Origin of the sequence: Afipia sp. 1NLS2, from assembly GCF_000178995.1 — a bacterium.
Lineage (GTDB): Bacteria > Pseudomonadota > Alphaproteobacteria > Rhizobiales > Xanthobacteraceae > Afipia.
Window position 1 is genome coordinate 87,683 of record NZ_ADVZ01000002.1, and the last position, 25,589, is coordinate 113,271.

Below are 25,589 nucleotides of genomic sequence, written 5' to 3' on the forward strand. Positions count from 1 at the left end.
AAGGGCCATCAAAACCGGATTGGCCCCAATGTCTCAGTTCAACGCCAAGCATTTCCAGAACCCAGAAGCGGCCCGCGCCTACCTTGAAGCCCTTCGCTGGGGCTCGGAGCGCGTTTGCCCGCATTGCGGCACAATCAATTCTTCCTACGCCACCAAGAAGCCCGGCGTGTATCGCTGCGCCTCCAAGGAGTGCCGCAAGGATTTCAGCGTGACCACCAAGAGCGTGATGGAAAGCAGCCATATCAAGCTGCACATCTGGCTACAGGCGTTCTACCTCATGGCCTCGTCCAAGAAGGGCGTATCCAGCCATCAACTGCACCGCGCCCTTGGCGTGACCTATAAGACCGCTTGGTTCTTGTCGCACCGCATCCGCGAAGCAATGCGTAACGGCGGCATTGTCTCCCCTATGGGCGGCGAAGGCTCAATCGTAGAAGCCGACGAAACGTATTTTGGCCCGGTCGCAAAGGACAAGGTTCGCAAGGTCACGACCTCTGGCCGTCCTTTCACCAAGTCTGGCCGCACTGGTCCGTCAAACAAGCGCGCTATCGTCTCACTCGTTGAGCGCGGCGGTTCCGTTCGCTCCTTCCATGTCGCAGTTGCTGACGGCGAAACGGTCCGCAAGATCGTCAAGGACAACGTGTCACGCGAGACGCGACTTCACACGGATGAAAGCCGCCTCTATCACGGCGCTGATGCACACTTCGCCATGCACGAAACAGTCAATCACTCGCGCAAGGAATACGCTCGCGGTGACGTGACCACCAATTCAGTCGAAGGCTACTTTTCAATCTTCAAGCGCGGTATGCGCGGCGTCTATCAGCATTGTGCAGAGAAGCATCTGCACCGTTATCTCTCGGAATACGATTTCCGCTACAATCACCGCATCAAGCTAGGCTTCAATGACGGAGAACGTGCGGACATTGCTATCAAGGGCGCAGCTGGCAAGCGTCTGATGTATCAACAATCTCATTAAACCTGACTTCTCTAAGAAGGCCGGGAGGTTTTTACGCTGGAAGACGAAGAGCAAGAAATGAAACCCATTATTTTGGGACGGCCTTCTTCCTTGCCTTCACTTTCTTTTTCTCTTTGATCGGTTTTGCGGGTGCTTTCATCGCTCCGCGAAGCGATGCCTCAAATCGTTGAGCAATCTCTTTCTTGCTGTATTCTTCGCTTTTCTTAGCCATTGGTTCACTGAGCATAAGTGCTGTCGCAAAATGGGTGCTGCATTTGTGCATTAGCTAACTTACCAGAGCCGCCTTCCCGTCTAGGTTCAATGTGTCCCGCGTGCATTCCGTTCCGATGCAGAATGCCCCCACACGTCGGACATTTAGGAGCAGTTGGCAGCGCTTCTCGTAAAAACGCCGCGCCCTTAACATCTCTAGGAAATCGACTTGTCACCGTGCCGGTGTCATCATCGAAGGCGTCCCCGAACATGAACTCAAACTTTGCGTCCTTCTTAAGAAGAGAATGTACTTCTTCCGGCGATTTGCCGGACTGCAAATTTTCAATGATGGTTCGATAGAACGATATTATGCGTGGACGACTTTTCGCACCGCCGCCAATTTTGCGAACAGCTTCAGTAATGCCCCTGTGAGCGAGCAGAAATTCTTCGAACTTTGACCGAATCGCCGTGAATGTTTTGAACTCTGGCGTATCCCAAGTTTTGAAAAGAGATACGAAGCTAAGTAACGCCGCTGGTTGGAAAACACCACTTGGACTATAAAAATAGAGAGCGGGATGCAAACCCAGCGAAGATGGATGGGTTGAGCATATTCGCCAAACCATGGAACGTGCCGCCGTGAGGTGTCCAACGGTCGCGGTGCCGTCTTCATCATCTGGGACCCCCTCATCCTTTGAGGCTTTTTTCTTTGTCGTCCCCGCCGTCGGCTCGTTAACAAGCTTTAGTAGATCGAACACAAAAGGTAAAACATGCGGTCCATATCCGGCACCCGCCATAGGCAGATCAAGAGTCTTGATAGGTAGCTCAAGATTCGGGTCAAACAAGGTTTTGTGAACGTCACGCCCCAAGTCTTCTATTTTTTCCTGCGTCGCCTTGGCAAATTTGTCCCAGTAATTGTGGCCCGTACCGGCGCGTAGCGTCGCCCTTGATGCCAAGGCTGTTGCAGAACGACGAGCGTTCAATATCCGCCGCTCGGTAGGGTCGATTTTTGTGCCGCCCTGATTGATCCGGAAGAATGATTTTTCGGCCTTATCGTGGTCAGCATTTCTGATCCACTGAGCAGGAATATCCTGCCAACCGATACGAGACGCGCGCTCAGCAATATCGGCGCGAGCGTTCTTTGGATATTCGATTGCTAGCCTGTGGGCTTCATAAGAGCCAACGTTAGCTTCAACTAATCGCCGTGCTTTATCACCAGCGACCGCCTGCTCATCCGGGATCAAGTTTTGAAAAAAGCGGCGCGAAACTTCACCGTCTCCGTAGTCATTGTGAACCCATGCGATCAGCGCGCTCAGTCTGTGAGCGCCGTCAATTACGAAGACATTCTGACCAGCGCGCCACAGGATCACCGCAGGTATCAAATCCCGACGGGCGAATGTTCCGACTAAGTCCGCGACCTGTTCAGGACTCCAGCTAGCGGTTTCCCGCTGGAAATCCGGTTTACGAAGGGCGGGGTAAAGAAAACCCTTTTTTTCAAGGCCCGGTACAGAGAGCGCGGTTATGTCCTCAGAGGACTCACCTGGCGCAGCTAAATCCGCCCGCGTAATGAGGGCATCAAGATTCACAATGTTTGTGGTTGTAGCCATCGGATCACCCTCGTCGGGAATCGACGATGACAGACAATACCGCAGGTTGTGGGCGGGGGAACTCACTTAACCACCCGCCCACAAGAGGTAACCGGCCTGTCTGGGCCAGAACAACACATCAGCCTTGTGGTGCAAAGTATATAATTGGGAAAATAGTCCTTGACAGCGTGACGCTGCCGCAGTAGGGTTGCGCCATGCTCAAGAATTGGGTTTGAGAGGAACTTAGCCTTTGCTTCTCGCGTTTGACTGATGTGCACCATCGCTTGCGGGCGATGATGGATCATTCAATGCGAACGTGAAGTTTGAGGCGAATATGGTGACAAAGCAGCACGGTCAGATCGTTGAAACGCCGACCGAGGCGCGTTCCGCCGAACCCGGGCCGTCGGTGGCGGCGTTACTTGCCGTCAGCACGATCGCCGCGATATTCACTCTGGCGATCGTCTGGTTCGTATTCTTCCGCACCTGAGGCGGCGTCTGCCTTTGGCAGCCACGGAATAGATTTTCAACATGCCTGTGAAGAAAAAGACCGTGCCGGTCAAGCGACCGGCGGCGGGCAAATCTGTTACGCGCATCAGGAAGGCAGTCGTCAAAAAGACAACCATCAAGAAGCCTCCTGCGAAAAAGAAAATCACTGAGCCGGCCGACACCACGCCCAAGCGGCATCGGGCCAGTCATATCCGCAGTGCGGTCGACCGTCTCAACGATCCGCCGTCCGCGCCGCTGCCGGCCTTGCTGAAACGTGTGAGTAGCGCCATCGAGCGCGAGCTGACGCAGATCGAAATCATCATATGCGGGACGCACGTGCACCTGCGTCATCGCACCGAGGCCGAGCGCCGCGCGCGGACGCTGGCCTCATTGGCGCGCACGCTGCGTGAGGTGATGCTGTTGCGCGACAGGGAGGAGAAGAGCCGCGAGGATGACGACACCGTGCCCCGCGATCTTGACGAGCTTCGACGCCAGCTCGCGCAGCGACTGGATGAGCTTGTCGCCGACGCAAAGGCTGCACATCCTGGCGAGGCTGAATAGCGACGAACTCGACGCCATCGCCTCCGATTGGAAACTGTTCGCGCATCCGCATCAATGGCCGCCCGAGCTTGCCGCGAACGGCAGGCCGTGGACGACATGGTTGATGATCGGTGGTCGGGGTGCGGGCAAAACGCGCGCGGGCGCGGAATGGATTCGCGCGCAGGCGTTGGGATTGTCGCCGCTGGCGGCCGCACCTGCAGGGCGGATCGCGCTGGTCGGCGAGACCGAGCATGATGTGCGCGAGGTGATGATCGAGGGCGTCTCCGGTTTGCTCGCGGTACATCGGCGTGACGAGCGGCCGGTGTGGCTGCCGTCTCGCAAAAGACTGGAATGGAACAACGGCGCGGTGGCGTATGCGTTCTCGGCGGAGGATCCCGAAAGCCTGCGCGGACCGCAATTTTCCTGCGCGTGGTCGGATGAACTGGCGAAATGGCGCTACGCCGATGCGGCGTTCGACATGCTGCAGTTCGGCTTGCGCCTCGGCGCGCAACCAAGACAGCTCATTACGACGACGCCACGCCCAACCGTGCTGATCAAGCGATTATTGCAGGACGAGACATGCGTGACGACGCGCGCCGACCCACGCCAACGCGCTGCATCTCGCGCCGACATTTCTGAAGAACGTGATGGGGCGCTATGCCGGAACTCGTTTGGGACGGCAGGAGCTTGACGGCGAACTGATCGAGGACCGCACGGATGCAATGTGGTCCAGGTCGGTGATCGAGCAGGGCCGCGTGACGAGCGCGCCGCCACTGCAACGCATCGTGGTGGCGGTCGATCCGCCCGCGACCTCCGGGAAGCGGGCGGATTCCTGCGGCATCGTCGCGGCGGGCATCACAGGCGAGGGCGCGCTGTACGTTCTCGCCGACGACACACTGGCGCAGGCCGTGCCATCGGCATGGGCTGCAAGAGCCATCGCGCTGTGGCGCAGGCTGGAGGCTGATGCGCTGGTGGTAGAAGTCAACCAGGGTGGCGAGATGGTGCGTGCCGTGATCGCGCAAGCCGATCATGAGGTGCCGGTGGTGCCGGTCCGGGCACATCGCGGCAAGTGGCTGCGGGCCGAACCGATCGCCACGCTTTACGAGCAGGGCCGGGTGAAACATGTCGGCGTGTTCGCCGCTCTCGAGGACGAGATGTGCGACTTCGCGCCCACGGGATTGTCATCGGGCCGCTCGCCCGACCGGCTCGATGCACTGGTGTGGGCGCTGACGTCATTGACGCACGGTGCACGCGGGCAGCCAAGAGTGCGCAGCTTCTGACATTGGAGAGACGATGTTCGATCGGTTGAAGACATTTCTTGGTGCCCCCGAATCCAAATCCTCGCGCTCCGCACAGGTGCTAGCCTTTGCGTCCGGCGGCCGCGCACGGTGGACGCCGCGCGATTATGCGGCGCTGGCGCGCGAGGGGTATCTCGCCAACGCGGTGGTGCATCGCGCGGTACGGATGATCGCGGAGAACGCGGCGTCGTGCGTCTATCTATTGTACGAAGGCGCGCGGGAACTGGAAGCGCACCCACTGGCGCGACTTCTGGCGCGGCCCAACCCGAAGCAGGATGGCGCAAGCCTGTTCGAGACGCTGTATGCGCACATGCTGCTGTCCGGCAACGCCTATGTCGAAGGCGTGGCACTGGATGGCGATGTGCGCGAACTCTACGTGCTGCGGCCCGACCGTATGAAAGTGGTACCGGGCGCGGACGGCTGGGCTGAGGCCTACGAATACAGCGTCGGCGCGCGCAGCGTGCGGTTCGATCAATCGGCGCAGAGGGTGCCGCCGATTTTGCATCTGACGTTCTTTCATCCGCTCGACGACCATTACGGCCTGGCACCGCTGGAGGCGGCCGCCGTCGCGGTCGATACCCACAACGCAGCGGCGAAATGGAATAAGGCGTTGCTCGACAACGCGGCGCGGCCTTCGGGCGCGCTGGTCTATGCCGGGCCGGAAGGCACGGTACTCTCGGACTCGCAGTTCGAGCGGCTGAAGCGCGAACTCACCGACACCTATCAAGGCGCGGCCAATGCGGGGCGGTCGTTGCTGCTCGAAGGCGGGCTCGACTGGAAGGCGATGTCGCTCACGCCGAAGGACATGGATTTTCTTGAAGCCAAGAACGCCGCCGCGCGCGAGATCGCGCTCGCCTTCGGTGTGCCCCCGATGCTCCTCGGAATTCCCGGCGACAACACCTATGCGAATTTTCAAGAAGCTAACCGCGCGCTGTGGAGGCAGACGATTTTGCCGCTGGCTTCGCGCGTCGGGCAGGCGCTGGCACAATGGCTCGGCCCGCAATTCGGCAACAATCTGCGGCTTGCGATCGACACCGACCGCATCGACGCGCTGGCCGCCGATCGTTCGGCGCTGTGGGACCGGATCGAGCGCGCGCAGTTTCTCACGCTCAACGAAAAACGCGAAGCCGCCGGCTACGCCCCTGTGAAGGACGGGGATAGATTTGAGTGAGCGTGGGAACCCGCGTCAGGCTGGTTGCAAAACCAGAAAGGACGATTACCTTCAGACCATCGTCAACAACGAAAGGAGGTGGTCCAGTGTCTTATTCCAAGCGCTGTCACCTCGCTGAGGCCGCCCGCTAAGCTCGATTGAGCTTCGGACAGGGCGGTTCTCCCGCCTGGTTCAGCGAGATTCGGAAGAGAAGGCGCATCGAGCGAAAGCTCGGTGCGCCTTTTTCATGCCCTTATCGGAAAGCTGGCGATCCGCAATGAACGATTTGATCCGCACATTCACGGAGCGCGGTGACCTCGCGCATCTGGCGCTGTTTCTGTGGGCGGCAGCGGCGAGCGCCGCATTTTTATTCACGTTGCGCGAATTGGCAGCTGCCTCGCGCCGGTTCGATGATTTCGTGCGCGAATTGTCTTTGTTCAACCGGCGGGCACGCCGCCGCAAACCAATGGATTGACGATGGACGAACTGCATACAGTAATTCAATCGATCAGCGGCGAGACGAAAGCCAAGCCCGCGCATCTCACGGTGTTTCGCGAATTCCTCGCGCACCTTGAAAAGATCCAGCACAAGGCGCCACGCGCGCCGGTGAAGGCTGCCGCCAAACCGGCGAAGCGCAAGCCGCGCCGCGCGAAGTAGCGCGCCACTCAAAGTCTTTCACCGTCAGCCTTCCCACCTTGCATTCTGCGAGAACGCCCATGCATGCGCCGTTGCCATCCACGTCTCGCGTCTCGTTCACGAGTGACGGCGCTGTCGAGGGATACGCCAGCCTGTTCGGCGAGGTCGATCAGGCGCGCGATATGGTCATGCCTGGCGCGTTTACGCAGACGCTGCAGAACCGTGGGCTGCGCCGCATTCCGATGCTGTTTCAGCATGACCCGTCCGAACCCGTCGGCATCTGGCTGGAACTACGCGAGGACTGGCGCGGGCTGTGGGCGAGGGGGCGCCTCATTCCTGAGGTCGCGCGCGGACGCGAACTGCTGGCGCTGGTGCGCGAAGGCGCGATCGACGGCCTCTCGATCGGCTATCGCACGGTACGTGGCCGGATCGATCCGAAAACCCGCATCCGCAGGCTTTACCAGGTCGATCTCTGGGAGGTGTCCATCGTCACCTTTCCGTTGCTCACGGGTGCGCGCGTGCATGCGGTGAAGGGACGTGCACGACAGAAATGTTTTTCAACCGCTTCATGAAGGAGAACCCTATGGATTACGACATTCAGGACCATGCGCCGGAACATAAATCCGGTATCGCTCCCGCCGCGCGCGGCGAGCACGACCAGATCATGCAGATGTTCGAGGAGTTCAAGGCGGCGAACGACGAGCGCGTGGCTTCGCTCGGCCATCGCGCCGACGTGCTGCTGGAAGAAAAGGTCGATCGCATCAACGGTGCGCTCGACGCGCAGATGAAGCGGATCGACGAACTGGCGCTGAAATCGGCGCGGCCTTCGCTTGACGGCAGCCGCGCCCGCCACAGCGACAATACGGCGCGCGAGCACAAGAGCGCGTTCGATGCCTATGTGCGTTCGGGCGAGACGTCGGCGCTGCGCCAGATCGAGACCAAGGCGATGTCGGCGGGCAGCAACGCTGATGGCGGCTATCTGGTGCCGACCGAACTCGAGCACGAGATTGGCCAGCGGCTGGCGGCGATCTCGCCGATCCGCGCCATCGCTTCGGTGCGCGAGATTTCCGGCGGTGTCTACAAGAAGCCGTTCATGACCGCGGGCCCCGCCACCGGTTGGGTGGGCGAGACGGATTCACGTTCGCAAACCACGTCGCCGACGCTCGATGCGCTGTCGTTCCCGGCGATGGAGCTTTACGCCATGCCGGCGGCGACCGCGACGCTGCTCGACGATTCTGCGGTGAACATCGACGAATGGATCGCCTCGGAGGTCGAACTGACCTTCGCGGTGCAGGAGGGCGCCGCGTTCGTCAACGGCGATGGCAGCAGCAAGCCGAAGGGCTTTCTCAACTACACTGCGGTGGCCAATACATCGTGGGCGTGGGGCAGCCTCGGCTATGTGGCCTCTGGTTCAGCCGGTGCATTCCCTGCGTCCGATCCGTCCGACGTGCTGGTCGATACCATCTACGCGCTGAAGGCGGGTTACCGGCAGAACGGCGCCTTCGTGATGAACCGCAAGACGCAGGCTGCAATCCGCAAGTTCAAGGACACGGGCGGCGCATATCTGTGGCAGCCGCCGGCGCAGGCGGGCGGCCGCGCCTCGCTGATGACGTTCCCGCTGGTGGAAGCCGAGGACATGCCGGACATCGCCGCGAATTCGCTGTCGATCGCGTTCGGCGATTTCAAACGCGGCTATCTGATCGTGGACCGGCTCGGCGTGCGGGTGCTGCGCGATCCGTATTCCGCCAAGCCTTACGTGCTGTTCTACACGACGAAGCGCGTCGGCGGCGGCGTTCAGGACTTCGACGCCATCAAGCTGGTGAAGTTCGCAGCGAGCTGAGGCTGCTCGCTCAGTGGCGGACCTGCCTGCCTGCCGCAGGCGGGTCTGTCCGCGCTTAACCCCTCGTTCACCTCTGGCGTCATAATGTTACCGATTATGATGGTTTGGGCCGTGGATGCTGGCTGCCAATTTTGAGGTGGGGCGTGGTTCAGAACAGACGCTTTGCGCGTGTCAAACCCTCGGGGCGCATTTCAAGCTCCGGCAAGATTGCGATCGATGCCAAGTCGCCGCTGATCGATTGCTTCATCATCGATTATGGTGCCGGCGGTGTGTGTCTGCAGGTCAACCCCGGCGTGGTGCTGCCGAAGCGTTTCGAACTGATCCACGGCGCCATCAAGAAGAAGTGCCGCGTCGCCTGGACCAACGGCCGACGGGTTGGGGTCGCGTTTCAGTAAGAGTGCCGATTGCGCCTAAGAAAATGGCCCCGGTGAGGGGGCCATTTGTTTTAGTAGGTCCGAGTGTGTTCCTTGATCACCACCGTATTGTGCCGGTGGCCCCGGTCCCAGCCGTGATGCCGGCCGCGATCCCATCCGTGGTGCCAGCCGCGATCCATGTGATGGTGATGATGGCCCTTCTTGATCACGATGGTCTCGGCCGAGGCCATGGTCGGCGCTACAACAGCCAGCGCGCAGAGTGTCGCGAATGCGAAAGCAATTTTCTTCATTTCAAATCCTCCTCCATTAGGCGGAGGATGAACCTATGGCCGATGATGATGTTCCTGTCGTCACGTCCATAATTTTCTGAATGGCTGTTCAGAAACGCCACTTTCTATGGGGTTTTTTGTACGCGCCACGAATCCGCGGATTCTGACAACGAGTCGTGGCAAGATATAAATCGCGATTGCCGGAGAAGAGGACTGCTCCAATGCGTATCCTGGTTTTTGTATCTTTTGCTCTTGCTGCGCTGGCAAATCTATCCCCATGCTTCGCCCGCGGCGGTGCGCCGAACTTGATGGATTCACCCGGCTATCAGCGCCGGCTTCAGGAATCGCGGCAGCAATTGCAGGCGCAACCCGCGCCCGCGCAGCCCGTGGTTCATCACAGGAAGAAGCGCAAGCGCAGCCATTGATCCGCGAAGGGGCGGTGAGTGCCTTGTGTTCGCTAGAACCGTCCTCCAGCTTCGACGCCGACATAGCCGCCGATGCGGATGCACGTATTGCTGTCCGCCGCGCGGACGAAGCCCGCGCCATACTGCGCACAGGGGTTGTGTGACGGCGCACGGGGCGTGAGGGTTGTCGTCGCTTCATGCGCGGGATGTTTTCGCGGCTTGTGCTTTTGCTGCTGCTGTTCCGCGGATGCAGAGGCGGTGCATGCCAGCGCCAGGAGCGCCGCGAGCGAAACGGTCAGGAACGGTTTGCGTGGCATCGATGTCCTCCGCTGCAGTGATGGGCACGGCTTCGTCAGAGTGGCGCACCCCAGCTTCGCGCGGTCTGCACGACCCAGTCTCTATATAATGTCAGAGGCGTCACGCCGGTGATGCCTCCGCAGCCATTGGTGAAGTTCGGGCCGGTGGACCAGCTGACCACGCCGGCAACGATGCTGCGGCCGTTTTGATCCTCGAACATCGGCGCGCCGGAATCGCCGGTGCAGCCGCCCATGCCGGGACGCTTGTTCTGAGTCTGCGGGTCGGTGAGGCGGACCTGCAGAGTGCCGGGCTTGCCCGTCACGGTGAGAGAAGCCGCGCGTGCCGTGCCGACATCGTTGCCGCTCGGCGTGCTGGAGCCGATGCCTGCGATGGTGAACATCGCGCCCGGCTCCACGGGCAGGCGCGGCGCACCGAGCGCGACCGGCGACTTGCCGGGCATCGGCGCGGGCAACTGCACAAGCGCCAGATCGGCGGTGGCGCGATGCGCAGCCATGGCCTGCGCGCTGTAGCGCGGGTGGGTGAGGGCCTTGCGCGGTGTAATGAGGCGCGGCGGTTTCGAGGAATAGTCCACCACACGCAGTGAATTGCTCGATGACACACAATGTGCGGCGGTGAGCACCACCGTCGGCGCGATCACGGTTCCGGTGCATACAACACCATTCGGCCCGATCACTGTGACGAGCGAATGCGCGACCGCACCGCTCGGCGCGGAGCGGCTGCCGGTGACGGCATGCGCGGGACACGCGAGCGCGGACAATAGGATGAATGCGGAAGCGAGGCGAGGCGGCGTCATGGGCGCAGCTTGAGCCTGCGCGCGAGGGTTTTGTCAACTGAAAGAGAAGTGAGCCGATGGCCGCCATTCTTCTGACACCGCCGGAGGCCGAGCCGCTCTCGGTCAGTGACGCAAAAGCGTATCTGCGCGTGGAAACCGACGACGACGATGTGCTGATCGCCAGTCTGATCGCGGCGGCGCGCAGCCATGTCGAGGCACTTGGCCGCTGCGCGCTGCTGACACAGAGCTGGCGGCTGGTGCTGGATGGCTGGCCCCCGGACGGACGCATCAAGCCGAAGCTCGCTCCGCTGTCTGCTGTCACTGCCGCGCGTGTCTATGACGAGGCGGGGACAGCGCATGTGATCGATGCGGAGAATTTCGTGCTCGATGCCGCGCAAGGCGTGATCGCGGTGCGGCCTTGTGTGATGCCGCAGCCGGGGCGCGCCACGGCGGGAATCGAGATCGATGTTGTCGCTGGATTTGGCGATGCGGGCGGCGACGTGCCGCAGGCTTTGATGCAGGCGCTGCGAATGATGGTCGCACATTGGTACGACAATCGCGGGCTGATCGCCATCGGCGCCAGCATCGTGGTGATGCCGCCGAGTGTCAACGCGCTGATCTCCTCGCATCGGGTGCTGTCGCTATGATCGATCCGGGACAGTTGCGGACGCGGCTGCTGCTGCAGCAGCCGATCGAGACGCCGGACGATCAGGGCGGCGTGATGCGCGCTTGGTCATCTTACGGCAATGCGTGGGCGAAGGTCGTGCCATTGACCGCACTGCCGGGCGTAGAGGCGGATGCAAGCGGCGCCACGCAAAACTATCGCATCACCATGCGCGCGAATTTCAGCCTCACGTTGCAACACCGGCTGGTGGAGGGCGCGAAGGTCTACCAGATCGTCGCGGTCCGGAACTCCGACGACCGCCGTTACATCGAGATCGATGCGCAGTTGCGCGTTCAATGAGGCCTTCGACATGACCCCATCCAACGTGGCGCTGCGCGCGGCCATTCACACGGCCTTGCGCGGTGATAGTGCGCTGGCTGCCGTGCTTGGCGACAATCGTATCTATGACGAGCCGCCGCGCAATACTGCCTTTCCCTATGTGACGCTCGGCGAGGCGCGGCTGATGGATTCCTCCGGCGACGGCGGCGAGACGCAGGAACACCAGCTGACGCTGCATGCCTGGTCGCGGCAGGGTGGCCATCGCGAGGCGCATATGATCGCGGGTGCGCTGTTGCAGGCGCTGGATGATGCGCCGCTGTCGCTCGAGGACAACCGTCTCGTCAACCTGCGCTTCTCTCTGGCGGACATTCGCCGCGAGAACGACGGCAAGACCTATCACGCGCTGGTGCGCTTTCGCGCGGTGACCGAGCCTGCAGTCTGATCGCGGACAAACACATCGAACATCCAAGGAGACGCCATGGGCGCGCAAAAGGGCAAGGACTTGCTCCTGAAAATGAACGACGGTACGGACTATGTCACGGTCGCGGGCCTGCGAAGCCGCAAGATCGCGTTCAACGCCGAGACGGTGGACGTGACGCATGCGGAGTCGGTGGATCGCTGGCGCGAACTGCTGGAAGGCGCGGGCGTCAAGCGCGCGTCGATCTCTGGACGCGGGTTGTTCAAGGATGCGGCCTCCGACGCGCTGGTAAGGCAGGCGTTCTTCGATGGTGCGATCAATGCGTGCCAGGTGGTGGTGCCGGATTTAGGCACCATTGAGGGGCTGTTCCAGATCTCCGGCCTGGAATTTTCCGGCGAGCACAATGGCGAAGTGACGTTCGACCTCGGACTTGAATCCGCGGGCGCGCTGACCTTCACCGCGCTGTAGGAGAGGACGATGGCGAACTCTCATCGCGGCGAGATTGAAGCCTTGCTTGGCGACCGAATGCGCACGCTGGTCCTGACCCTTGGCGCGCTGGCGGAACTGGAGAGCGCGTTTGGCGCCGCCGACCTGATGGCGTTGGCGGAACGCTTCGGCACCGGGCGGCTGTCGGCGCGCGATCTTGTCCGCATTATTGCTGCCGGGCTTCGCGGCGCGGGCGAGAGCGTGAGCGATGATGAGGTGGCGGCCTTGCGGGTCGAGGGTGGGGTGACGGGTTATGTCCGCATCGCCGCCGACCTGATCGCCGCGACGTTCGATGGCGCGTGAGCGATGAAGCCTTTCCCCTGGAATGAGGCCATCGGCTTCGGGCTTGGCGTGTTGCGGCTGCCGCCTGCGCAGTTCTGGGCGATGACGCCGCGCGAACTGGCTTTCGCGATCCGTGGAGTATGCGGGACCGTGGCGGAGCCGATCGATCGCGCATCGCTCGACGCGTTGATGAAACAGTTTCCGGATCTCGCGGAGGTCAAACCATGAGTGATACGTTCACCAATCTGGACGATGCGACGCAAGCTGCGAGCAATCTCGCGTTACGGGTACGCGACCTTGAACTGGGCGCGACGTCCTTCTCGCGGGCGATGACGCAGGCTTTTGCAATTTCCGTCGCCGGCGGCAAGCAATTCGATGACGTGCTGAAATCGCTCGCGCTGCGGCTGTCCAGTCTGTCGCTCAATGCCGCGTTGAAGCCGGTGCAGAATTCCATCGCAAGCGGCATCGGAAACCTGCTGTCGGGACTGACCGGAACGGGCGCATCCGCCAACACGGCGGTTGCGGCGGCAAGCGGCGCGGTGAAGCCGTTCGCATCCGGCGGGGTCATCGGCGCGCCGACTTACTTTCCGTTGATGCAGGGCGGTGTCGGCCTTGCAGGCGAGGCGGGGCCGGAAGCGATCATGCCGCTCAAGCGCGGGCCTGATGGACGCCTTGGCGTCGCGGGCGCGGGCGGCGGCGTCAACAACATCACGGTGCAGATCGCGACGCCGGACCCCGGCAGCTTCCGCCGCTCGGAAAGTTATATCACCGGCCGGATCGCGCGCGCTGTCGCGCGTGGCCAGCGCAGCCTGTAGGCGCGGGGAGTTCGATGATATCTTTTCACGAAATTCTATTCCCGCTCGACATCGCGCTGAAAAGCGCGGGCGGGCCGGAGCGCCGCACCGAGATTGTCGCGTTCGGCTCCGGGCGCGAGCAGCGCAACGCACGCTGGGCGCATTCGCGGCGACGGTATGATGCAGGCTACGGCGTGAAGACGCTCACCGCCTTGCAACAGGTAGTGGCGTTCTTCGAGGAGCGGCGCGGACAACTTTATGGGTTTCGCTGGCGCGACCGGCTCGATCATTCCTCCGCATCCGATGATGCGGCACCATCGCCGCTCGATCAGATGCTGGGCACGGGCGATGGCGTGCAGGCGCAGTTTCAACTGATAAAGACTTACGGCTCCAGCTACGCGCCTTACGCGCGCCCGATCGAGAAGCCGGTGCCGGGCAGCGTGCGCGTCGCCGTGGCGGGTGTGGAAGCAACAGCGGACACCGACTTCACCTTCGATACCACGACTGGGATCGTTACGTTTATGCCGGGGCATATTCCCACGTCCGGCGCGGCGGTGACGGCGGGTTTTCTGTTCGATGTGCCGGTGCGGTTCGATACCGACTATCTTGAAGTCGATCTGTCGGCGTTCGCCGCGGGCGCCATTCCGAAAATTCCTCTCGTGGAGATCAAGCCATGAGAGCAATTCCCTCCGCTTTGCAAGCGAAGCTCGATAGCGGCGTCACTACGCTGGCGCGATGCTGGATCGTGACGCGCCGCGACGGTGTGGTGTCTGGCTTCACCGATCACGATGGCGATCTTGTCATTGAAGGTGTGACATGCCGCGCCGGGACGGGATTCGGCACATCGGAAGCGACGAGCCGCTTCGATCTGTCGATCGATGGCGCGGAGATTTCCGGCGCGCTCGCGGCGGATTCTCTGACGGAAGCCGATCTTGCCGCCGGGCGGTTCGACGCGGCACGGGTTGATACCTGGCTGGTGGACTGGAGCGATGTCACCTTGAGGGTGCTGTTGTCGCGTGCCACACTCGGCGAGGTGAAACGCGAGGGCGAGGCGTTCAGCGCCGAACTGCGCGGGCTTGCCGACAAGCTATCGCAGGAAAGTGGGAGGCTCTACACCGCGCGTTGCGCCGCCGATCTAGGCGATGCGCGTTGCAAGATTGCGCTCGATGCGGCGGGTTTGAATGGTGCCGGTACCGTTTCACGCCTGCTGGGCGTGTCCGCCATCGCGGTGGAAAGTCTTGAGGGTTTTTCGGAGGGGATTTTCACCGCCGGATGCCTCACATGGACGAGTGGCGCGAATAGTGGTCTCGCGGTCGAGATCAAGGAACATCGTCTTGGCGGCGGCGAGGTGCAACTCACGCTGTGGCAGGCGATGAGCGAGATCATCGCAATTGGCGATGCCTTCACCATCACCGCCGGTTGCGACAAGCGGTTCGAGACGTGCCGCGATCGCTTCGCCAACAGCATCAACTTTCGCGGCTTTCCGCACATTCCCGGCAATGACTTCGTCATCGCCGGCGTCAATGCATCCGCCAACAACGATGGCGGCTCGCTCGTCTCCTGATGGATCAGGCCATGATAACTCGTTTGACCCGCGCCGCCATTGTTGCGGAGGCGCGAAGCTGGATCGGCACGCGCTATCGCCACCAGGGATCGCTGAAAGGCGTGGGGTGCGATTGCCTCGGCCTAGTGCGTGGCGTCTGGCGCAACTGCATCGGCGCTGAGCCGGAGTTGCCGCCGCCATATGCGCCCGACTGGGCAGAAGCGCATGGCGAGGAAACGCTGGCGCAGGCGGCTATGCGGCATCTCATGAGGACCGAGGTGGGCGACATCGGCGCGGGCGACGTTCTGTTGTTTCGCTGGCGCGAGGGTTTCGTCGCCAAGCACGTCGCCATCGCAAGCGGCGAAGACACCATGATCCACGCCCATGACGGCGCGGCGGTGTGTGAGGTCGCCTTCACGCCATGGTGGCGGCGGCATCTTGCGCACGCGTTTCGTTTTCCCGGAGTCATCGAATAATGGCGGCGCTGGTTCTTTCCGTTGCGGGCGGCGCGGCCGGTGCGGTGTTCGGCCCGGCAGGTGCGATCGCCGGGCGTATCGCCGGCGCGCTTGCGGGCAACATGATCGATCAGGCGCTGTTCGGCTCGACCGCGCGTAGCGTGACCGGGCCGCGGCTCGCCGATCTCGACGTGATGGCCTCGACCGAAGGCGCGCCGATCCCGCGATTGTACGGACGTGCGCGATTGTCGGGGCAGGTGATCTGGGCGACACGGCTGGAGGAGGTGGTGTCCACCAGCAGCCAGACCACCGGCGGCAAGGGCGGACTTGGCGGCGCGACCGCCACCACGACCACCACGACCTATTCCTATTACGCCAATTTTGCCGTCGGCCTGTGCGAGGGCGAGATTGGAAGCGTCGGCCGGATCTGGGCCGATGGCGACCTGCTCGACACATCGACGCTGACGATGCGTGTGCATCGCGGCGGCGAGGACCAGTTGCCGGACGATCTGATCGTGGCGAAGGAGGGTGCGGATAATGCGCCGTCCTATCGCGGCCTCGCTTATGTAGTGTTCGAGCGGTTGCCGCTGGCCGATTTCGGCAATCGCATTCCGCAACTGTCGTTCGAGATCGTGCGGCCTGTCGGCGCGCTGGAGCGCATGACGCGCGCGGTGACGCTCATTCCGGGTTCCACGGAGTTCGGTTACGAGACATCCGCCGTGGTGCGTGTGCTCGGCCCCGGCCAGTCCGCGCCGGAAAACCGTCACGTCACCATTGCGGCGTCCGATGTGATGGCCTCGCTCAACGATCTACAGGCGACGTGTCCCAATCTCGAGCGTGTCGCCATCGTGGTGGCGTGGTTCGGCAGCGATCTGCGCGCGGGCGAATGCAAGGTCCGGCCCGGCGTCGATAATGCGATCAAGGTGACGTCCGGCGGCACATGGTCGGTCGCGGGCGTGACGCGGCCGGATGCGTATCTGGTATCCAGCATCGATGGTGTGCCGTCTTATGGCGGCACGCCCTCCGATGACAGCGTGATTCACCTCATTACGGATCTGAAAACGCGGGGCCTCAAGGTCACGCTGTATCCGTTTTTGATGATGGACATTCCACCCGACAATGTGCTGCCCGATCCCTGGAGCGACGCATCATCGCAGCCAGCCTATCCGTGGCGCGGGCGCATCACGTGCGATCCCGCACCGGGCATGAGCGGCTCGCCTCAGGGGACAGCGGACGCGGCCACGCAGGTTGAAGCGTTCTTTTCCGGCGATGATGTCAGCGGTTGGAATTACCGCCGCATGATCTTGCACTACGCTTCGCTCGCGGCCTCCTGTGGTGGCGTGGATGCATTCCTAATCGGCTCGGAGTTGAAAGCGCTGACGCGCGTGCGTTCCGGTGCGGGCGTCTATCCCGCGGTGACGGCGCTCGCCACATTGGCTGCCGACGTGAAGGCGATCGTCGGATCGTCCACGCTCATTACTTATGGCGCGGACTGGACCGAGTATGGCTCGGACGTAGTGACGCCCGATGCCTCCGAGGTGCGTTTTCCGCTGGATGCGCTGTGGGCGTCGTCTGCTATCGATGCGGTCGGGATCGACTACTACGCGCCGCTGTCCGACTGGCGCGACGAAGCGGGTCATCTGGATACGGCGGAGTTCTCCTCAATCTACGAGCGCGATTATCTGAAAAGCCGCCTGCAAAGTGGTGAGGCTTATGACTGGTACTACGCCAATGACGCCGCGCGCACCGCGCAGACGCGTAGTCCTATCACCGATGGCCTTGGCAAGCCGTGGGTGTTTCGCGCCAAGGACATCTGGACCTGGTGGAGCAATCCTCACCACGAGCGTGTCGGCGGCGTTGAGCTTGGCACCGCGACGGCGTGGACACCGTGCAGCAAGCCGGTCTGGCTGACGGAGATCGGCTGCCCCGCAGTGGACAAAGGCACAAACCAGCCGAGCGTATTCCCGGATGCGAAGTCGTCCGACGGCAATGTGCCGTATTTTTCGAACGGCCAGCGCGACGACCTGATTCAGCGCCGGATGCTTGAGGCGGTGCTCGGCGCATTCGATCCTGCTTTCGGCGGCGACGAGACGCACAATCCTGTTTCGCCTATCTACGGCGGGCCGATGATCGACGTTTCCGGTATCCATCTGTGGACCTGGGACGCGCGGCCTTATCCGGTGTTTCCGCTCGCGAGCGACGTCTGGAGCGATGCGCCGAACTGGCAGACCGGGCACTGGCTGACCGGGCGGCTCGGCGGTGCGCCGCTCGACGCCACGGTCGCGACGTTGTTGCAGGACGCATCCATCACGGATGTTGATGCTTCCTCGCTGCGCGACGCTTGCGACGGTTACGTGGTGGACCGGCCAATGACGCCGCGCGCGATGATCGATCCGCTCGCCACGGCCTATGCCTTCGATGCGGCGGCGGTCGGTGACAATCTCATGTTTGTGCCGCGCGGCGGCATGCCGGTGATGGAGATTTCGGAGGACCAGCTTGTCGATCCTGAAAAGGATGCGCCGGCGAAACTGACGCGCGCGCAGGAAACCGAACTGCCGCGCGAGGTGAGCTTCGGTTACACCGACGCCTCGGTGGACTATCGCCGCGCCGCCGTCACCTCGCGACGTCTGGTCGGCGGCGCCACCCGTGCATTGCATTCGGATCTTGCCGTCGTCACCAACGATGCCGCTGCGACACGGCGCGCAGATATCTGGCTGCAGGATCTGTGGGCAGGGCGCGAGAGCATTTCATTCGCGCTCGGCATGGAGCATCTGACGTTAACGCCGGGCGATGTCGTCGGCGTTACGATCAAGGGCCGGCGGCGGCTTTATGAAGTCGGCGAGCTGGTCGATACCGAACAGCGGCAGATCAGCGCACGCAGCATCGATCCAGACATTTTCAACGTGCCGCTGCCGCAACCGCGCCAGAGCGTGCCGGCAATTCCGCCTGCGCTCGGCCCGGTTCAGGCGCTCGCGCTCGATCTACCGATGCTGGATTCGTCCGATCCGCCGGTGCTGACGCGGCTTGCGGTGTTTGCAAATCCGTGGCCGGGCTCGGTCACGATCTGGCAGTCATCGGACGGCCTGAGTTTCGAGCGCGCGGCGACGGTTTTCGTTCCATCGGTGATGGGCGAGACGCTCGATGCGCTGCCTGCAAGTCCCGCCGCGTGCTGGGATCGAGGCAGTGACGTGCGGGTGCGGCTCTATGGCGGCACGCTGACATCGCTCGCGGATGCCAATGTGCTCAACGGCGCCAACGCTGCGGCGATCATGAACGCCGACGGCGCGTGGGAGGTGATTCAGTTCGCGCAGGCCGAGCTTGTCGATGACAGGACTTATCGGCTGAGCCGATTGTTGCGCGGGCAGGTGGGCAGCGAATACGCCATAGCCGCGTCGCTGCTTCCGGGCGCGCCGTTCGTATTGCTCGACGAGCACTTGATCGAGATCGCGCGCGGCATCGGCACGCTGGACCGGACGAGTGATCTGCGGATCGTCGCCACCGGCCGTAGCCACGATGATCCCTCGGCGCTGGCGATGACGCTGGTGCCACAAGCAACAGCTTTGATACCGCTGTCGCCGGTGCATCTGCATGCAGCGCGCAACAATGACGGCGACATCGCGATCTCCTGGATACGCCGCACCCGCAAGGACGGCGATGGCTGGGGCGTCGAGGTGCCGCTCGGCGAGGATGCCGAGGCTTACGAGATCGACATCCTGTCGGGCAATACAGTGAAGCGCACGCTTTCGGTGAACGCGCCTGTGGCGACATATTCCGCAGCGGATGAAGTCGCCGATTTCGGCGGCCCGCAGACGAGCCTCACCATTCGGGTTTTCCAGCTGTCCAGCACGGTCGGGCGCGGCCATTCCGCACAATCCACTTTCGCGCTTTGAGGATCACATGACAGAGACGGCCAATCTTGGCCTGCCGTTCATCGACGGCAGCCAGGCGCAAAAACATGTCACGCATAACGAGGCACTCCGGATTCTGGATGACGCGATCCAGATCACGGTGCTCGACAGCACGCTCACCGTGCCGCCATCCTTGCCGGTGGATGGCGAACGCCACATCGTTGCGAGCGGCGCAACCGGCGCATGGGCCGGGCATGGCAGTTCAGTTGCGACATGGGAGACCAATGCATGGCGCTTTCTCGCGCCGAAAGCGGGGTGGTGCGTGTGGTCCGTCGCAGACGATGCTCTGCTGGTGTTCGGTGGCAGTGCGTGGGCACCGGTGACGACAGCGGGCGGGACCTTTTCATCCAACAACCTGCCGAATGTGGGGATCAATGCCACGGTCGCGGACTCCAACCTTCTGACCGTTCACTCCAACGATGCGCTGCTCAACGCGATCGACACCACGGACGGCGGCACCGGCGACGTCCGGCTGCAACTGTCAAAGTCGGCGGCAGCGAATACGTCGTCGGTGGTGTTTTCGGATGCGTTCTCCGGACGCGCGGAATTCGGCCTAACGGGAGACGACGATTTTCATCTCAAGGTCAGCGCGGACGGCACGACTTGGTGTGACGCACTCAGGTTCGATCGTACCACGGGGCGGGTGTCGTTTCCCGCAGGCGGTGCGCGTGAGGTTCTCACCGCCAATCGCACCTACTATGTTCGCACTGATGGTAGTGACAGCAATGACGGATTGAGCAACGCATCGAGCGGCGCGTTCCTGACTATTCAAAAGGCGATCAACACAACCGCATCGCTCGACATCTCGATCTACAACGTCACGATCCATGTTGCATCCGGCACATATACAGGGAGTGTCCTGGTCAATGGCCCGTTCGTTGGCTCAGGAAGCGTTTCTATCGTTGGCGACACATCCACCCCGTCCAATGTTCTAATCTCCACGACATCTGCCGCTTGCATCACCGTACAAAATGGCGGTTCGCTTTCGGTCGGCGGATTTAAATTCAGGACGACGACGTCCGGAGATGGAATCGACGTTACATCCAACGGCACGGTGACCATTGTCGGAGCGGTTGAATTTGGTGCGCTGGCCTCTGGAAGCGTCCATATCAGTGCCGCGAATGGCGGCAAGCTTTTTAACATCGGCGGCGGAAACATCACCGTTTCGGGCGGTGCATACGCTCATATCTATGCCCAGCAACTGGGCGGTGTCGTCTATGCCGGGGTGACAGTTACACTGTCTGGAGTCCCAGCCTTTTCATCGTTCTTTGCAGGGGCAAACAATATGGGGTTTTTCAGGTCGGCAGGCGTGACTTACTCCGGCTCAGCAGCCGGATCGCGTTATTTTGCGTCGACCAATTCAGTCACTCAAACAGACGGTGCCGGGGCATCGGCTCTTCCCGGCAACTCCGCCGGTACCACGTCCTCCGGCGGGCAGTATCTCTAAGGTTTAAGCCAGAACCGGTTTTAGACCGGAAGCGCCAGCCATCATCAGGAGGAGCCAATGCTGAGGTCCGCCATCGCCCCGGCGGCCGAACCCTTGCGCATGGGTCCGGCCGGGCTCGAACTCGTGCGCGCTTTCGAGTCCTGCATGAAGGCCGTGCCGAACCGGAAAGGGTTTTTCGCCACCTACATGGATTCGGCAGGTGTGCTCACCATCGGCTGGGGGCACACCAATCATCATCTGCCGCGCTTTGCATCCGGCGCGATCTGGTCACGCGCGGAATGCGATGCCGCGCTGGCAGGCGACATGATGACATTCGAACGCCACGTTCATGATCTCTGCCAAATCCATCTTGAGCAGCATGAATTCGATGCGCTGGTGTCGTGGTCGTTCAACACCGGTGGCCCGGCGCACGCGACGTTGTGGAGAAAACTCAACGCAGGCGACAGGGCTGCGGTGCCGCGCGAACTGGCGAAGTGGAACAGGGCAGGCGGCCGCGTTCTGGCGGGCCTGACGCGCCGCCGCAAGGCGGAAGGCTTGATGTTCGCTGGCGATGTGAAAGGCGCGCTCGCCCTCGCGCTCGCCTGAGCCGGATATTACCAGTGGCCGCCGAGTTGAAGACCGGCGACGAAGAAGACAGCAAACGTGAGCGCCATCGCGCTGCCCGCGAGAAGCTGCTCGCGCAGCGATAAATCAAACCATGACATTTCGGCACTCGGTTCCATCGGGGTCGACGCGGCGCCGATACGGCCGCGCTGCCGCTCCAATATCGCGCCCGGCGCATCCGGGCAACCATCAACAAGGGGAACCATCATGACGTCAGACACGATCTGGCAGCTCATTCGCTATGCGCTGCTTCTCGCTTTCGGCCCTCTCATCACCAAGGGCTACTTGTCTTCCGATGAAGTCACGACCGTGACCGGCGCGGTCGGTGTGATCTTCACCACTGCCTGGGGCGTGTGGGTGAAGTACGGCACACGAACTACCACGGCCAGTCACGCCGCCAGGATCGACACGCCGCTCGTTGATCCTGCGACCGGCAAGATCTCCACCAACTGAAAGGACTGTCCATGCGAAACCTTCAGGTTGCCGCGGCGCTCGCCCTGTCGCTGGCGCTCGCGAACTGCACCACTGTCTTGCCGTCGGTGAGCATCTCCAATGCCGTCGCCTTGAATACGGTCTACGGCGTCGCGAATGCCTATGGCATCGCCGTCAACGCCGCGAACGCATACAAGGCGTTGCCGCTCTGCGCGACGGGCACCAGACCCAGCGCCACGAACATCTGCGCCAAGCGCTCGGTGATCGTGAATCTGCAAAGTGCGATGAGCCGCGCGCGGCTCGCCGTGAACAATGCGGTCGCGTTTCAGAAAGCCTATCCCACTCTCGACGTGACGAATGTCGTCGCTGCCGCACAGGCGGCGTTGAGCGACGTTCAGGCTGTCCTTGCATCAGGAGCGAACTGACATGGTGAGCGCAGCAGACATCGAAGCCGGCGTGGCGATTGCGGAAGCGATTGTGAGCACCATCGTGAAAGTCGCACCCGCAATCCAACAGGGAGTTATATCGTCTCTGCCTTATGTGCAGGCGATCGCCGGACTTATTCAGGGCACTAACGCAACGCAGGAGCAGATTGACGCCACTCTGGCGCAGATCAATGCGGCGACTGATGAGTTCTTGAAGCCGCTGCCGACTGACGATGGTTCCACCACGACCTGACGGCGCCCGCCTGTGTCGTGGTACCCCGACACCATGATCGGAGCGGTAGAGTGAAAAGGTGTGCGGCAAATTCCGCCTGGTGAGACGAATGCCCGGCCAGAAACGCACCATTTAAGCGATTTTTCAATTTCGCATTTTATGGATTGGCCAATGTAACCGAGCACACTGGTATTGGAGATGGAGCAGAAGCAAAGGCGCAAAGCCGATCGGATTCAATTCGGCAAGGGCTTCGCCATGAGGATCATCGCGATCGATGGTTCATGGGTTCGGGCCTGCAACATCCTCGACGTGTCGGAAGAGGGGGCGCTGCTCCACTTTGAAAAATCACTGAGCGGTCTCAACCTCGATGAATTCTTTCTGGCGCTGTCTTCGACCGGCGTCGCCTTTCGCCGCTGCAAAATGGCGTGGGTCAATGGCGAACAGATGGGGGTCCACTTCATCTGGGCGAACGAGCGTCCTCCCGCCAAAGGCGGCGGTCGTCCGGCCTAGACCCGGCCCGGCAGCTTTTCCAAGCCGCTGCCCCGCATCGGCGGGACCCGGCTCCCTCCTGACGAAAATGTAAGCTTTTCCGGGTGGATGCATTCATTTGCCATTCACGCCCATGCGGGTCATCTTGAATCCGTTCAACCCAGGATGCCGGAGACCGCCTTGCGCCTTCTCGTTGTCGAAGATGACCCCGACCTCAACCGCCAACTGACCGCCGCCTTGAGCGATGCGGGCTATGTGGTCGACCGCGCCTTCGACGGCGAAGAAGGGCATTTTCTCGGCGATAACGAGCCGTACGACGCCGTCGTGCTCGACATCGGCTTGCCGAAAATGGACGGCATTTCGGTGCTGGAATCCTGGCGGCGCAACAAGCGGGTGATGCCGGTCCTGATCCTCACCGCGCGCGACCGCTGGAGCGACAAGGTGCAGGGCTTCGACGCCGGCGCCGACGACTATGTCGCAAAACCCTTCCACCTCGAGGAAGTGCTGGCGCGCATTCGTGCGCTGCTGCGGCGTTCCACCGGTCATGCCCAGAGCGAATTGACCTGCGGGCCTGTGGTGCTCGACACCCGCACCGGCCGCGTAACGGTGGACGGCAATCCCATCAAGATGACATCCCACGAATACCGGTTGCTGGCCTATCTGATGCACCATGCTGGGCGCGTGGTATCGCGCACCGAACTCGTCGAGCATCTCTACGATCAGGACTTCGACCGCGATTCGAACACCATCGAAGTGTTCGTCGGCCGCATCCGTAAGAAGCTCGACGTCGACATCATCCAGACCGTCCGCGGGCTCGGCTATCTGCTGGCGCCGCCCACGACCGATGCGCGCTAACTCCCTCGCCACCCGGCTGTTCCTGTCGGCCGCCGTCTGGGTCGCGCTGATTCTCACCGTCACCGGCTTTGCACTCTCCTCGCTGTACAATCATTCGGTGGAGCGCGCCTTCGATCGCCGCCTCAACCTCTATCTGCGTACGCTGATCGCCGAGGTAGGGACGCCGGACGATCCCAAAAATCCCGAAAAGAGCATTCCCGCGCTCGGCGAGCCGTTGTTCGAACTGCCGTTGTCGGGCTGGTACTGGCAGATCGAAAGTATCGATTCCGCCAAGCAGGAAGCGCGCGCATCCCGTTCGCTCTGGGACGCGACGCTGCCGCGCCTCGATGAGAAAAGCATTCCTCTCACGGCATCGGGAGTGCGGCTCGGCTATGTCAAGGGGCCGGAAGATCAACCGCTGCGCATGGTGGAGCGTCCGATCGATCTCGGCACCGACGGCAAATATCTGGTCACCGTCGCGGGTGACGCCAACGAAATTTTCGACGAGACGCGATTGTTCGACTGGTATCTCGGCGGCACGTTCGCGGCGCTTGCCGCGGTTCTCCTGCTGACCACGATCTTTCAGGTCCGTTTCGGTCTTGCCCCGCTCAAGCGCATTTCCAACGCGCTCTCCGATATCCGCTCCGGCAAGGCCGAGCGGCTGGAGGGACGCTTCCCGGTGGAGATCGCGCCGCTGGCGCGCGAGACAAACGCCTTGCTCGATGCGAACCGCGCCATTGTCGAGCGTGCGCGCACCCATGTCGGCAATCTTGCTCATGCAATCAAAACGCCGTTGTCGGTGATCATCAACGAAGCCAATACGCATGGCTCCGACCCGTTCGCAGCCAAGATACTGGAGCAGGGCGATGTCATGCGCAGCCAGGTCGCCCATCATCTGGAGCGCGCCCGCATCGCGGCACGGTTGACGGTGGTGGCCACCATCACGGAGATCGAGCCCGTGATCGAAGGGCTGGTGCGGACGATGGAGAAAATCCATCGCGATCGTGGCGTGGTGATCGACTGGGAGGTGTCCGAAGGCGCGAAATTCCGTGGCGAGCGACAGGACCTTGAGGAGATGGTCGGCAACCTGATCGACAATGCCTGCAAATGGGCGGCTCGCCGGGTGCGGATTGGGGTTTCGGTGGTGCCGCCGGGGGACGAGGAACTGGACCCGACCCTGAGCATCGTCGTGGATGATGACGGCAAGGGGCTGTCGGTCGCCGAACGGGGGCAGATCGTCCAGCGCGGGCAGCGGTTGGACGAGTCGAAGCCCGGTTCGGGGCTGGGGCTGGCCATTGTTGTCGATCTGGCAGGGCTTTACGGCGGGAACCTGAAGTTCGACCGCGCTCCCATGGGCGGGTTGCGGGCCGAACTGGCGCTGCCAGGGGTAGTCTAAGGGCGGTATGACAGTCCGCTAACACTTTGACCGGACTTGGATAGCGGACCCGGATCGGTGGTGGGACGAC

35 protein-coding genes and 1 pseudogene are annotated in these 25,589 nt (G+C 62.0%); 30 read left to right on the forward strand and 6 right to left on the reverse strand.

The genetic code is table 11. The annotated features are described in order from the left end of the window. Window positions 1-28 precede the first annotated feature (28 nt). Window positions 29-973, forward strand: a complete 945-nt coding sequence (locus AFIDRAFT_RS09145; protein WP_009339022.1) for an IS1595 family transposase — start codon at window positions 29-31, stop codon at window positions 971-973. A gap of 67 nt (window positions 974-1,040) precedes the next feature. On the opposite strand, the gene AFIDRAFT_RS19775 is transcribed toward AFIDRAFT_RS09145, so the two are convergent. Further along, window positions 1,041-1,184 (reverse strand): hypothetical protein, encoded by a 144-nt coding sequence (locus AFIDRAFT_RS19775; RefSeq protein ID WP_156786881.1) that lies wholly within the window; start codon window positions 1,182-1,184, stop codon window positions 1,041-1,043. A gap of 4 nt (window positions 1,185-1,188) precedes the next feature. Next, entirely contained in the window at window positions 1,189-2,766 is a 1,578-nt protein-coding gene (locus AFIDRAFT_RS09150; RefSeq protein ID WP_009339023.1) for a DUF262 domain-containing protein, read from the reverse strand. Between the two features lie 316 nt (window positions 2,767-3,082). Between AFIDRAFT_RS09150 and AFIDRAFT_RS20020 the strand changes: the two genes are divergently transcribed. The 9 genes and pseudogenes from AFIDRAFT_RS20020 (at window position 3,083) to AFIDRAFT_RS09190 (ending at window position 9,090) form a co-directional block, all read left to right on the forward strand. Beyond that, window positions 3,083-3,232 (forward strand): hypothetical protein, encoded by a 150-nt coding sequence (locus AFIDRAFT_RS20020; protein WP_198007818.1) that lies wholly within the window; start codon window positions 3,083-3,085, stop codon window positions 3,230-3,232. A 41-nt stretch (window positions 3,233-3,273) separates the two neighbouring features. Continuing rightward, the gene (locus tag AFIDRAFT_RS09155; protein ID WP_009339025.1) at window positions 3,274-3,792 is read left to right on the forward strand and encodes a hypothetical protein; all 519 of its coding nucleotides are present in this window, start codon (window positions 3,274-3,276) and stop codon (window positions 3,790-3,792) included. Next, window positions 3,743-5,051: pseudogene (locus AFIDRAFT_RS09160) on the forward strand (DNA-packaging protein). Before AFIDRAFT_RS09155 ends, AFIDRAFT_RS09160 begins: the two are co-directional and overlap by 50 nt. A gap of 13 nt (window positions 5,052-5,064) precedes the next feature. Beyond that, window positions 5,065-6,240, forward strand: a complete 1,176-nt coding sequence (locus AFIDRAFT_RS09165; protein WP_009339028.1) for a phage portal protein — start codon at window positions 5,065-5,067, stop codon at window positions 6,238-6,240. A 256-nt stretch (window positions 6,241-6,496) separates the two neighbouring features. Continuing rightward, window positions 6,497-6,694, forward strand: a complete 198-nt coding sequence (locus tag AFIDRAFT_RS09170; RefSeq protein WP_009339029.1) for a hypothetical protein — start codon at window positions 6,497-6,499, stop codon at window positions 6,692-6,694. Between the two features lie 2 nt (window positions 6,695-6,696). Further along, window positions 6,697-6,876, forward strand: a complete 180-nt coding sequence (locus AFIDRAFT_RS09175; RefSeq protein ID WP_009339030.1) for a hypothetical protein — start codon at window positions 6,697-6,699, stop codon at window positions 6,874-6,876. 59 nt (window positions 6,877-6,935) lie between these two features. Then, a complete protein-coding gene (locus AFIDRAFT_RS09180; RefSeq protein WP_009339031.1) occupies window positions 6,936-7,427 on the forward strand; it encodes an HK97 family phage prohead protease in 492 nt (163 codons plus the stop codon). 11 nt (window positions 7,428-7,438) lie between these two features. Further along, window positions 7,439-8,695: a phage major capsid protein gene (locus tag AFIDRAFT_RS09185; RefSeq protein ID WP_009339032.1), complete on the forward strand. Its 1,257-nt coding sequence runs from the start codon at window positions 7,439-7,441 to the stop codon at window positions 8,693-8,695. Window positions 8,696-8,838: 143 nt separating this feature from the next. Beyond that, complete coding sequence (locus tag AFIDRAFT_RS09190; RefSeq protein ID WP_009339033.1) at window positions 8,839-9,090, forward strand: PilZ domain-containing protein; 252 nt, start codon at window positions 8,839-8,841, stop codon at window positions 9,088-9,090. A gap of 50 nt (window positions 9,091-9,140) precedes the next feature. Here the strand turns inward: AFIDRAFT_RS09190 and AFIDRAFT_RS09195 are convergent, their stop codons facing one another. After that, window positions 9,141-9,359 carry a hypothetical protein gene (locus AFIDRAFT_RS09195; RefSeq protein ID WP_009339034.1) on the reverse strand — a complete coding sequence of 73 codons (219 nt, stop codon included), beginning with the start codon at window positions 9,357-9,359 and terminating at the stop codon, window positions 9,141-9,143. Between the two features lie 200 nt (window positions 9,360-9,559). Here AFIDRAFT_RS09195 and AFIDRAFT_RS09200 point away from each other — a divergent pair, with 200 nt between their 5' ends. Then, window positions 9,560-9,763, forward strand: coding sequence for a hypothetical protein (locus AFIDRAFT_RS09200; RefSeq protein WP_009339035.1), 204 nt, complete (start codon window positions 9,560-9,562; stop codon window positions 9,761-9,763). Between the two features lie 32 nt (window positions 9,764-9,795). Here the strand turns inward: AFIDRAFT_RS09200 and AFIDRAFT_RS09205 are convergent, their stop codons facing one another. Continuing rightward, window positions 9,796-10,059, reverse strand: a complete 264-nt coding sequence (locus AFIDRAFT_RS09205) for a hypothetical protein (protein WP_009339036.1) — start codon at window positions 10,057-10,059, stop codon at window positions 9,796-9,798. A 35-nt stretch (window positions 10,060-10,094) separates the two neighbouring features. Further along, window positions 10,095-10,853 (reverse strand): S1 family peptidase, encoded by a 759-nt coding sequence (locus AFIDRAFT_RS09210; protein ID WP_009339037.1) that lies wholly within the window; start codon window positions 10,851-10,853, stop codon window positions 10,095-10,097. A gap of 56 nt (window positions 10,854-10,909) precedes the next feature. Here AFIDRAFT_RS09210 and AFIDRAFT_RS09215 point away from each other — a divergent pair, with 56 nt between their 5' ends. The 13 genes from AFIDRAFT_RS09215 to AFIDRAFT_RS09275 are packed head-to-tail and all read left to right on the forward strand — an operon-like array spanning window position 10,910 to window position 21,693. Next, window positions 10,910-11,479 carry a head-tail connector protein gene (locus AFIDRAFT_RS09215; protein ID WP_009339038.1) on the forward strand — a complete coding sequence of 190 codons (570 nt, stop codon included), beginning with the start codon at window positions 10,910-10,912 and terminating at the stop codon, window positions 11,477-11,479. Next, on the forward strand, window positions 11,476-11,796 hold the full coding sequence (locus AFIDRAFT_RS09220; protein WP_009339039.1) for a phage head closure protein: 321 nt from the start codon (window positions 11,476-11,478) through the stop codon (window positions 11,794-11,796). The genes AFIDRAFT_RS09215 and AFIDRAFT_RS09220 overlap by 4 nt, the downstream gene beginning before the upstream one ends. A 10-nt stretch (window positions 11,797-11,806) precedes the next feature. Continuing rightward, on the forward strand, window positions 11,807-12,217 hold the full coding sequence (locus AFIDRAFT_RS09225; RefSeq protein ID WP_009339040.1) for a DUF3168 domain-containing protein: 411 nt from the start codon (window positions 11,807-11,809) through the stop codon (window positions 12,215-12,217). Between the two features lie 36 nt (window positions 12,218-12,253). Further along, window positions 12,254-12,661, forward strand: a complete 408-nt coding sequence (locus tag AFIDRAFT_RS09230; protein ID WP_009339041.1) for a phage major tail protein, TP901-1 family — start codon at window positions 12,254-12,256, stop codon at window positions 12,659-12,661. Between the two features lie 9 nt (window positions 12,662-12,670). Next, window positions 12,671-12,982: a gene transfer agent family protein gene (locus tag AFIDRAFT_RS09235; RefSeq protein WP_009339042.1), complete on the forward strand. Its 312-nt coding sequence runs from the start codon at window positions 12,671-12,673 to the stop codon at window positions 12,980-12,982. Between the two features lie 3 nt (window positions 12,983-12,985). Continuing rightward, window positions 12,986-13,189 (forward strand): rcc01693 family protein, encoded by a 204-nt coding sequence (locus AFIDRAFT_RS09240; RefSeq protein WP_009339043.1) that lies wholly within the window; start codon window positions 12,986-12,988, stop codon window positions 13,187-13,189. Further along, on the forward strand, window positions 13,186-13,776 hold the full coding sequence (locus AFIDRAFT_RS09245) for a phage tail tape measure protein (protein ID WP_009339044.1): 591 nt from the start codon (window positions 13,186-13,188) through the stop codon (window positions 13,774-13,776). The genes AFIDRAFT_RS09240 and AFIDRAFT_RS09245 overlap by 4 nt, the downstream gene beginning before the upstream one ends. A 14-nt stretch (window positions 13,777-13,790) precedes the next feature. Continuing rightward, window positions 13,791-14,432 carry a DUF2460 domain-containing protein gene (locus AFIDRAFT_RS09250; protein ID WP_009339045.1) on the forward strand — a complete coding sequence of 214 codons (642 nt, stop codon included), beginning with the start codon at window positions 13,791-13,793 and terminating at the stop codon, window positions 14,430-14,432. Further along, a complete protein-coding gene (locus tag AFIDRAFT_RS09255) occupies window positions 14,429-15,319 on the forward strand; it encodes a phage/gene transfer agent baseplate hub protein (RefSeq protein ID WP_009339046.1) in 891 nt (296 codons plus the stop codon). The genes AFIDRAFT_RS09250 and AFIDRAFT_RS09255 overlap by 4 nt, the downstream gene beginning before the upstream one ends. A gap of 11 nt (window positions 15,320-15,330) precedes the next feature. Further along, window positions 15,331-15,774, forward strand: a complete 444-nt coding sequence (locus AFIDRAFT_RS09260) for an NlpC/P60 family protein (RefSeq protein WP_009339047.1) — start codon at window positions 15,331-15,333, stop codon at window positions 15,772-15,774. Continuing rightward, window positions 15,774-19,643: a baseplate multidomain protein megatron gene (locus tag AFIDRAFT_RS09265; protein WP_009339048.1), complete on the forward strand. Its 3,870-nt coding sequence runs from the start codon at window positions 15,774-15,776 to the stop codon at window positions 19,641-19,643. The genes AFIDRAFT_RS09260 and AFIDRAFT_RS09265 overlap by 1 nt, the downstream gene beginning before the upstream one ends. A 7-nt stretch (window positions 19,644-19,650) precedes the next feature. Continuing rightward, on the forward strand, window positions 19,651-21,108 hold the full coding sequence (locus tag AFIDRAFT_RS09270) for a DUF2793 domain-containing protein (protein WP_009339049.1): 1,458 nt from the start codon (window positions 19,651-19,653) through the stop codon (window positions 21,106-21,108). Window positions 21,109-21,165: 57 nt separating this feature from the next. Beyond that, window positions 21,166-21,693 (forward strand): lysozyme, encoded by a 528-nt coding sequence (locus AFIDRAFT_RS09275; protein ID WP_009339050.1) that lies wholly within the window; start codon window positions 21,166-21,168, stop codon window positions 21,691-21,693. Window positions 21,694-21,701: 8 nt separating this feature from the next. Here the strand turns inward: AFIDRAFT_RS09275 and AFIDRAFT_RS09280 are convergent, their stop codons facing one another. Then, complete coding sequence (locus AFIDRAFT_RS09280; RefSeq protein WP_156786882.1) at window positions 21,702-21,932, reverse strand: hypothetical protein; 231 nt, start codon at window positions 21,930-21,932, stop codon at window positions 21,702-21,704. Between AFIDRAFT_RS09280 and AFIDRAFT_RS09285 the strand changes: the two genes are divergently transcribed. The 6 genes from AFIDRAFT_RS09285 to AFIDRAFT_RS09310 all read left to right on the forward strand — a co-directional run bounded on the left by AFIDRAFT_RS09285 (window position 21,919) and on the right by AFIDRAFT_RS09310 (window position 25,519). Continuing rightward, entirely contained in the window at window positions 21,919-22,164 is a 246-nt protein-coding gene (locus tag AFIDRAFT_RS09285) for a Pam3-gp28 family putative phage holin (RefSeq protein WP_009339052.1), read from the forward strand. The genes AFIDRAFT_RS09280 and AFIDRAFT_RS09285 overlap by 14 nt on opposite strands. A gap of 11 nt (window positions 22,165-22,175) precedes the next feature. After that, window positions 22,176-22,568 (forward strand): hypothetical protein, encoded by a 393-nt coding sequence (locus AFIDRAFT_RS09290; RefSeq protein ID WP_009339053.1) that lies wholly within the window; start codon window positions 22,176-22,178, stop codon window positions 22,566-22,568. A gap of 1 nt (window position 22,569) precedes the next feature. Further along, entirely contained in the window at window positions 22,570-22,821 is a 252-nt protein-coding gene (locus AFIDRAFT_RS09295) for a hypothetical protein (RefSeq protein WP_009339054.1), read from the forward strand. Between the two features lie 177 nt (window positions 22,822-22,998). Further along, the gene (locus AFIDRAFT_RS09300; RefSeq protein WP_009339055.1) at window positions 22,999-23,310 is read left to right on the forward strand and encodes a PilZ domain-containing protein; all 312 of its coding nucleotides are present in this window, start codon (window positions 22,999-23,001) and stop codon (window positions 23,308-23,310) included. Window positions 23,311-23,469: 159 nt separating this feature from the next. Further along, complete coding sequence (locus AFIDRAFT_RS09305; protein WP_040298316.1) at window positions 23,470-24,144, forward strand: response regulator transcription factor; 675 nt, start codon at window positions 23,470-23,472, stop codon at window positions 24,142-24,144. Then, entirely contained in the window at window positions 24,134-25,519 is a 1,386-nt protein-coding gene (locus AFIDRAFT_RS09310) for an ATP-binding protein (protein WP_009339057.1), read from the forward strand. Before AFIDRAFT_RS09305 ends, AFIDRAFT_RS09310 begins: the two co-directional genes overlap by 11 nt. Window positions 25,520-25,589: the final 70 nt, after the last annotated feature.

Coding starts and splice junctions, on each gene's coding strand:
- AFIDRAFT_RS09265 (WP_009339048.1), top strand. CDS start 15,774: ATGGCGGCGCTGGTTCTTTCCGTTGCGGGCGGCGCGGCCGGTGCGGTG.
- AFIDRAFT_RS09195 (WP_009339034.1), bottom strand. CDS start 9,359: ATGAAGAAAATTGCTTTCGCATTCGCGACACTCTGCGCGCTGGCTGTT.
- AFIDRAFT_RS09165 (WP_009339028.1), top strand. CDS start 5,065: ATGTTCGATCGGTTGAAGACATTTCTTGGTGCCCCCGAATCCAAATCC.
- AFIDRAFT_RS09230 (WP_009339041.1), top strand. CDS start 12,254: ATGGGCGCGCAAAAGGGCAAGGACTTGCTCCTGAAAATGAACGACGGT.
- AFIDRAFT_RS09255 (WP_009339046.1), top strand. CDS start 14,429: ATGAGAGCAATTCCCTCCGCTTTGCAAGCGAAGCTCGATAGCGGCGTC.
- AFIDRAFT_RS09245 (WP_009339044.1), top strand. CDS start 13,186: ATGAGTGATACGTTCACCAATCTGGACGATGCGACGCAAGCTGCGAGC.
- AFIDRAFT_RS09185 (WP_009339032.1), top strand. CDS start 7,439: ATGGATTACGACATTCAGGACCATGCGCCGGAACATAAATCCGGTATC.
- AFIDRAFT_RS09300 (WP_009339055.1), top strand. CDS start 22,999: ATGGAGCAGAAGCAAAGGCGCAAAGCCGATCGGATTCAATTCGGCAAG.
- AFIDRAFT_RS09215 (WP_009339038.1), top strand. CDS start 10,910: ATGGCCGCCATTCTTCTGACACCGCCGGAGGCCGAGCCGCTCTCGGTC.
- AFIDRAFT_RS09205 (WP_009339036.1), bottom strand. CDS start 10,059: ATGCCACGCAAACCGTTCCTGACCGTTTCGCTCGCGGCGCTCCTGGCG.
- AFIDRAFT_RS19775 (WP_156786881.1), bottom strand. CDS start 1,184: ATGGCTAAGAAAAGCGAAGAATACAGCAAGAAAGAGATTGCTCAACGA.
- AFIDRAFT_RS09310 (WP_009339057.1), top strand. CDS start 24,134: ATGCGCGCTAACTCCCTCGCCACCCGGCTGTTCCTGTCGGCCGCCGTC.
- AFIDRAFT_RS09145 (WP_009339022.1), top strand. CDS start 29: ATGTCTCAGTTCAACGCCAAGCATTTCCAGAACCCAGAAGCGGCCCGC.
- AFIDRAFT_RS09175 (WP_009339030.1), top strand. CDS start 6,697: ATGGACGAACTGCATACAGTAATTCAATCGATCAGCGGCGAGACGAAA.
- AFIDRAFT_RS09285 (WP_009339052.1), top strand. CDS start 21,919: ATGACGTCAGACACGATCTGGCAGCTCATTCGCTATGCGCTGCTTCTC.
- AFIDRAFT_RS09250 (WP_009339045.1), top strand. CDS start 13,791: ATGATATCTTTTCACGAAATTCTATTCCCGCTCGACATCGCGCTGAAA.
- AFIDRAFT_RS09150 (WP_009339023.1), bottom strand. CDS start 2,766: ATGGCTACAACCACAAACATTGTGAATCTTGATGCCCTCATTACGCGG.
- AFIDRAFT_RS09225 (WP_009339040.1), top strand. CDS start 11,807: ATGACCCCATCCAACGTGGCGCTGCGCGCGGCCATTCACACGGCCTTG.
- AFIDRAFT_RS09295 (WP_009339054.1), top strand. CDS start 22,570: ATGGTGAGCGCAGCAGACATCGAAGCCGGCGTGGCGATTGCGGAAGCG.
- AFIDRAFT_RS09155 (WP_009339025.1), top strand. CDS start 3,274: ATGCCTGTGAAGAAAAAGACCGTGCCGGTCAAGCGACCGGCGGCGGGC.
- AFIDRAFT_RS09180 (WP_009339031.1), top strand. CDS start 6,936: ATGCATGCGCCGTTGCCATCCACGTCTCGCGTCTCGTTCACGAGTGAC.
- AFIDRAFT_RS09200 (WP_009339035.1), top strand. CDS start 9,560: ATGCGTATCCTGGTTTTTGTATCTTTTGCTCTTGCTGCGCTGGCAAAT.
- AFIDRAFT_RS09275 (WP_009339050.1), top strand. CDS start 21,166: ATGCTGAGGTCCGCCATCGCCCCGGCGGCCGAACCCTTGCGCATGGGT.
- AFIDRAFT_RS09260 (WP_009339047.1), top strand. CDS start 15,331: ATGATAACTCGTTTGACCCGCGCCGCCATTGTTGCGGAGGCGCGAAGC.
- AFIDRAFT_RS09240 (WP_009339043.1), top strand. CDS start 12,986: ATGAAGCCTTTCCCCTGGAATGAGGCCATCGGCTTCGGGCTTGGCGTG.
- AFIDRAFT_RS09290 (WP_009339053.1), top strand. CDS start 22,176: ATGCGAAACCTTCAGGTTGCCGCGGCGCTCGCCCTGTCGCTGGCGCTC.
- AFIDRAFT_RS09270 (WP_009339049.1), top strand. CDS start 19,651: ATGACAGAGACGGCCAATCTTGGCCTGCCGTTCATCGACGGCAGCCAG.
- AFIDRAFT_RS09220 (WP_009339039.1), top strand. CDS start 11,476: ATGATCGATCCGGGACAGTTGCGGACGCGGCTGCTGCTGCAGCAGCCG.
- AFIDRAFT_RS09170 (WP_009339029.1), top strand. CDS start 6,497: ATGAACGATTTGATCCGCACATTCACGGAGCGCGGTGACCTCGCGCAT.
- AFIDRAFT_RS09235 (WP_009339042.1), top strand. CDS start 12,671: ATGGCGAACTCTCATCGCGGCGAGATTGAAGCCTTGCTTGGCGACCGA.
- AFIDRAFT_RS09210 (WP_009339037.1), bottom strand. CDS start 10,853: ATGACGCCGCCTCGCCTCGCTTCCGCATTCATCCTATTGTCCGCGCTC.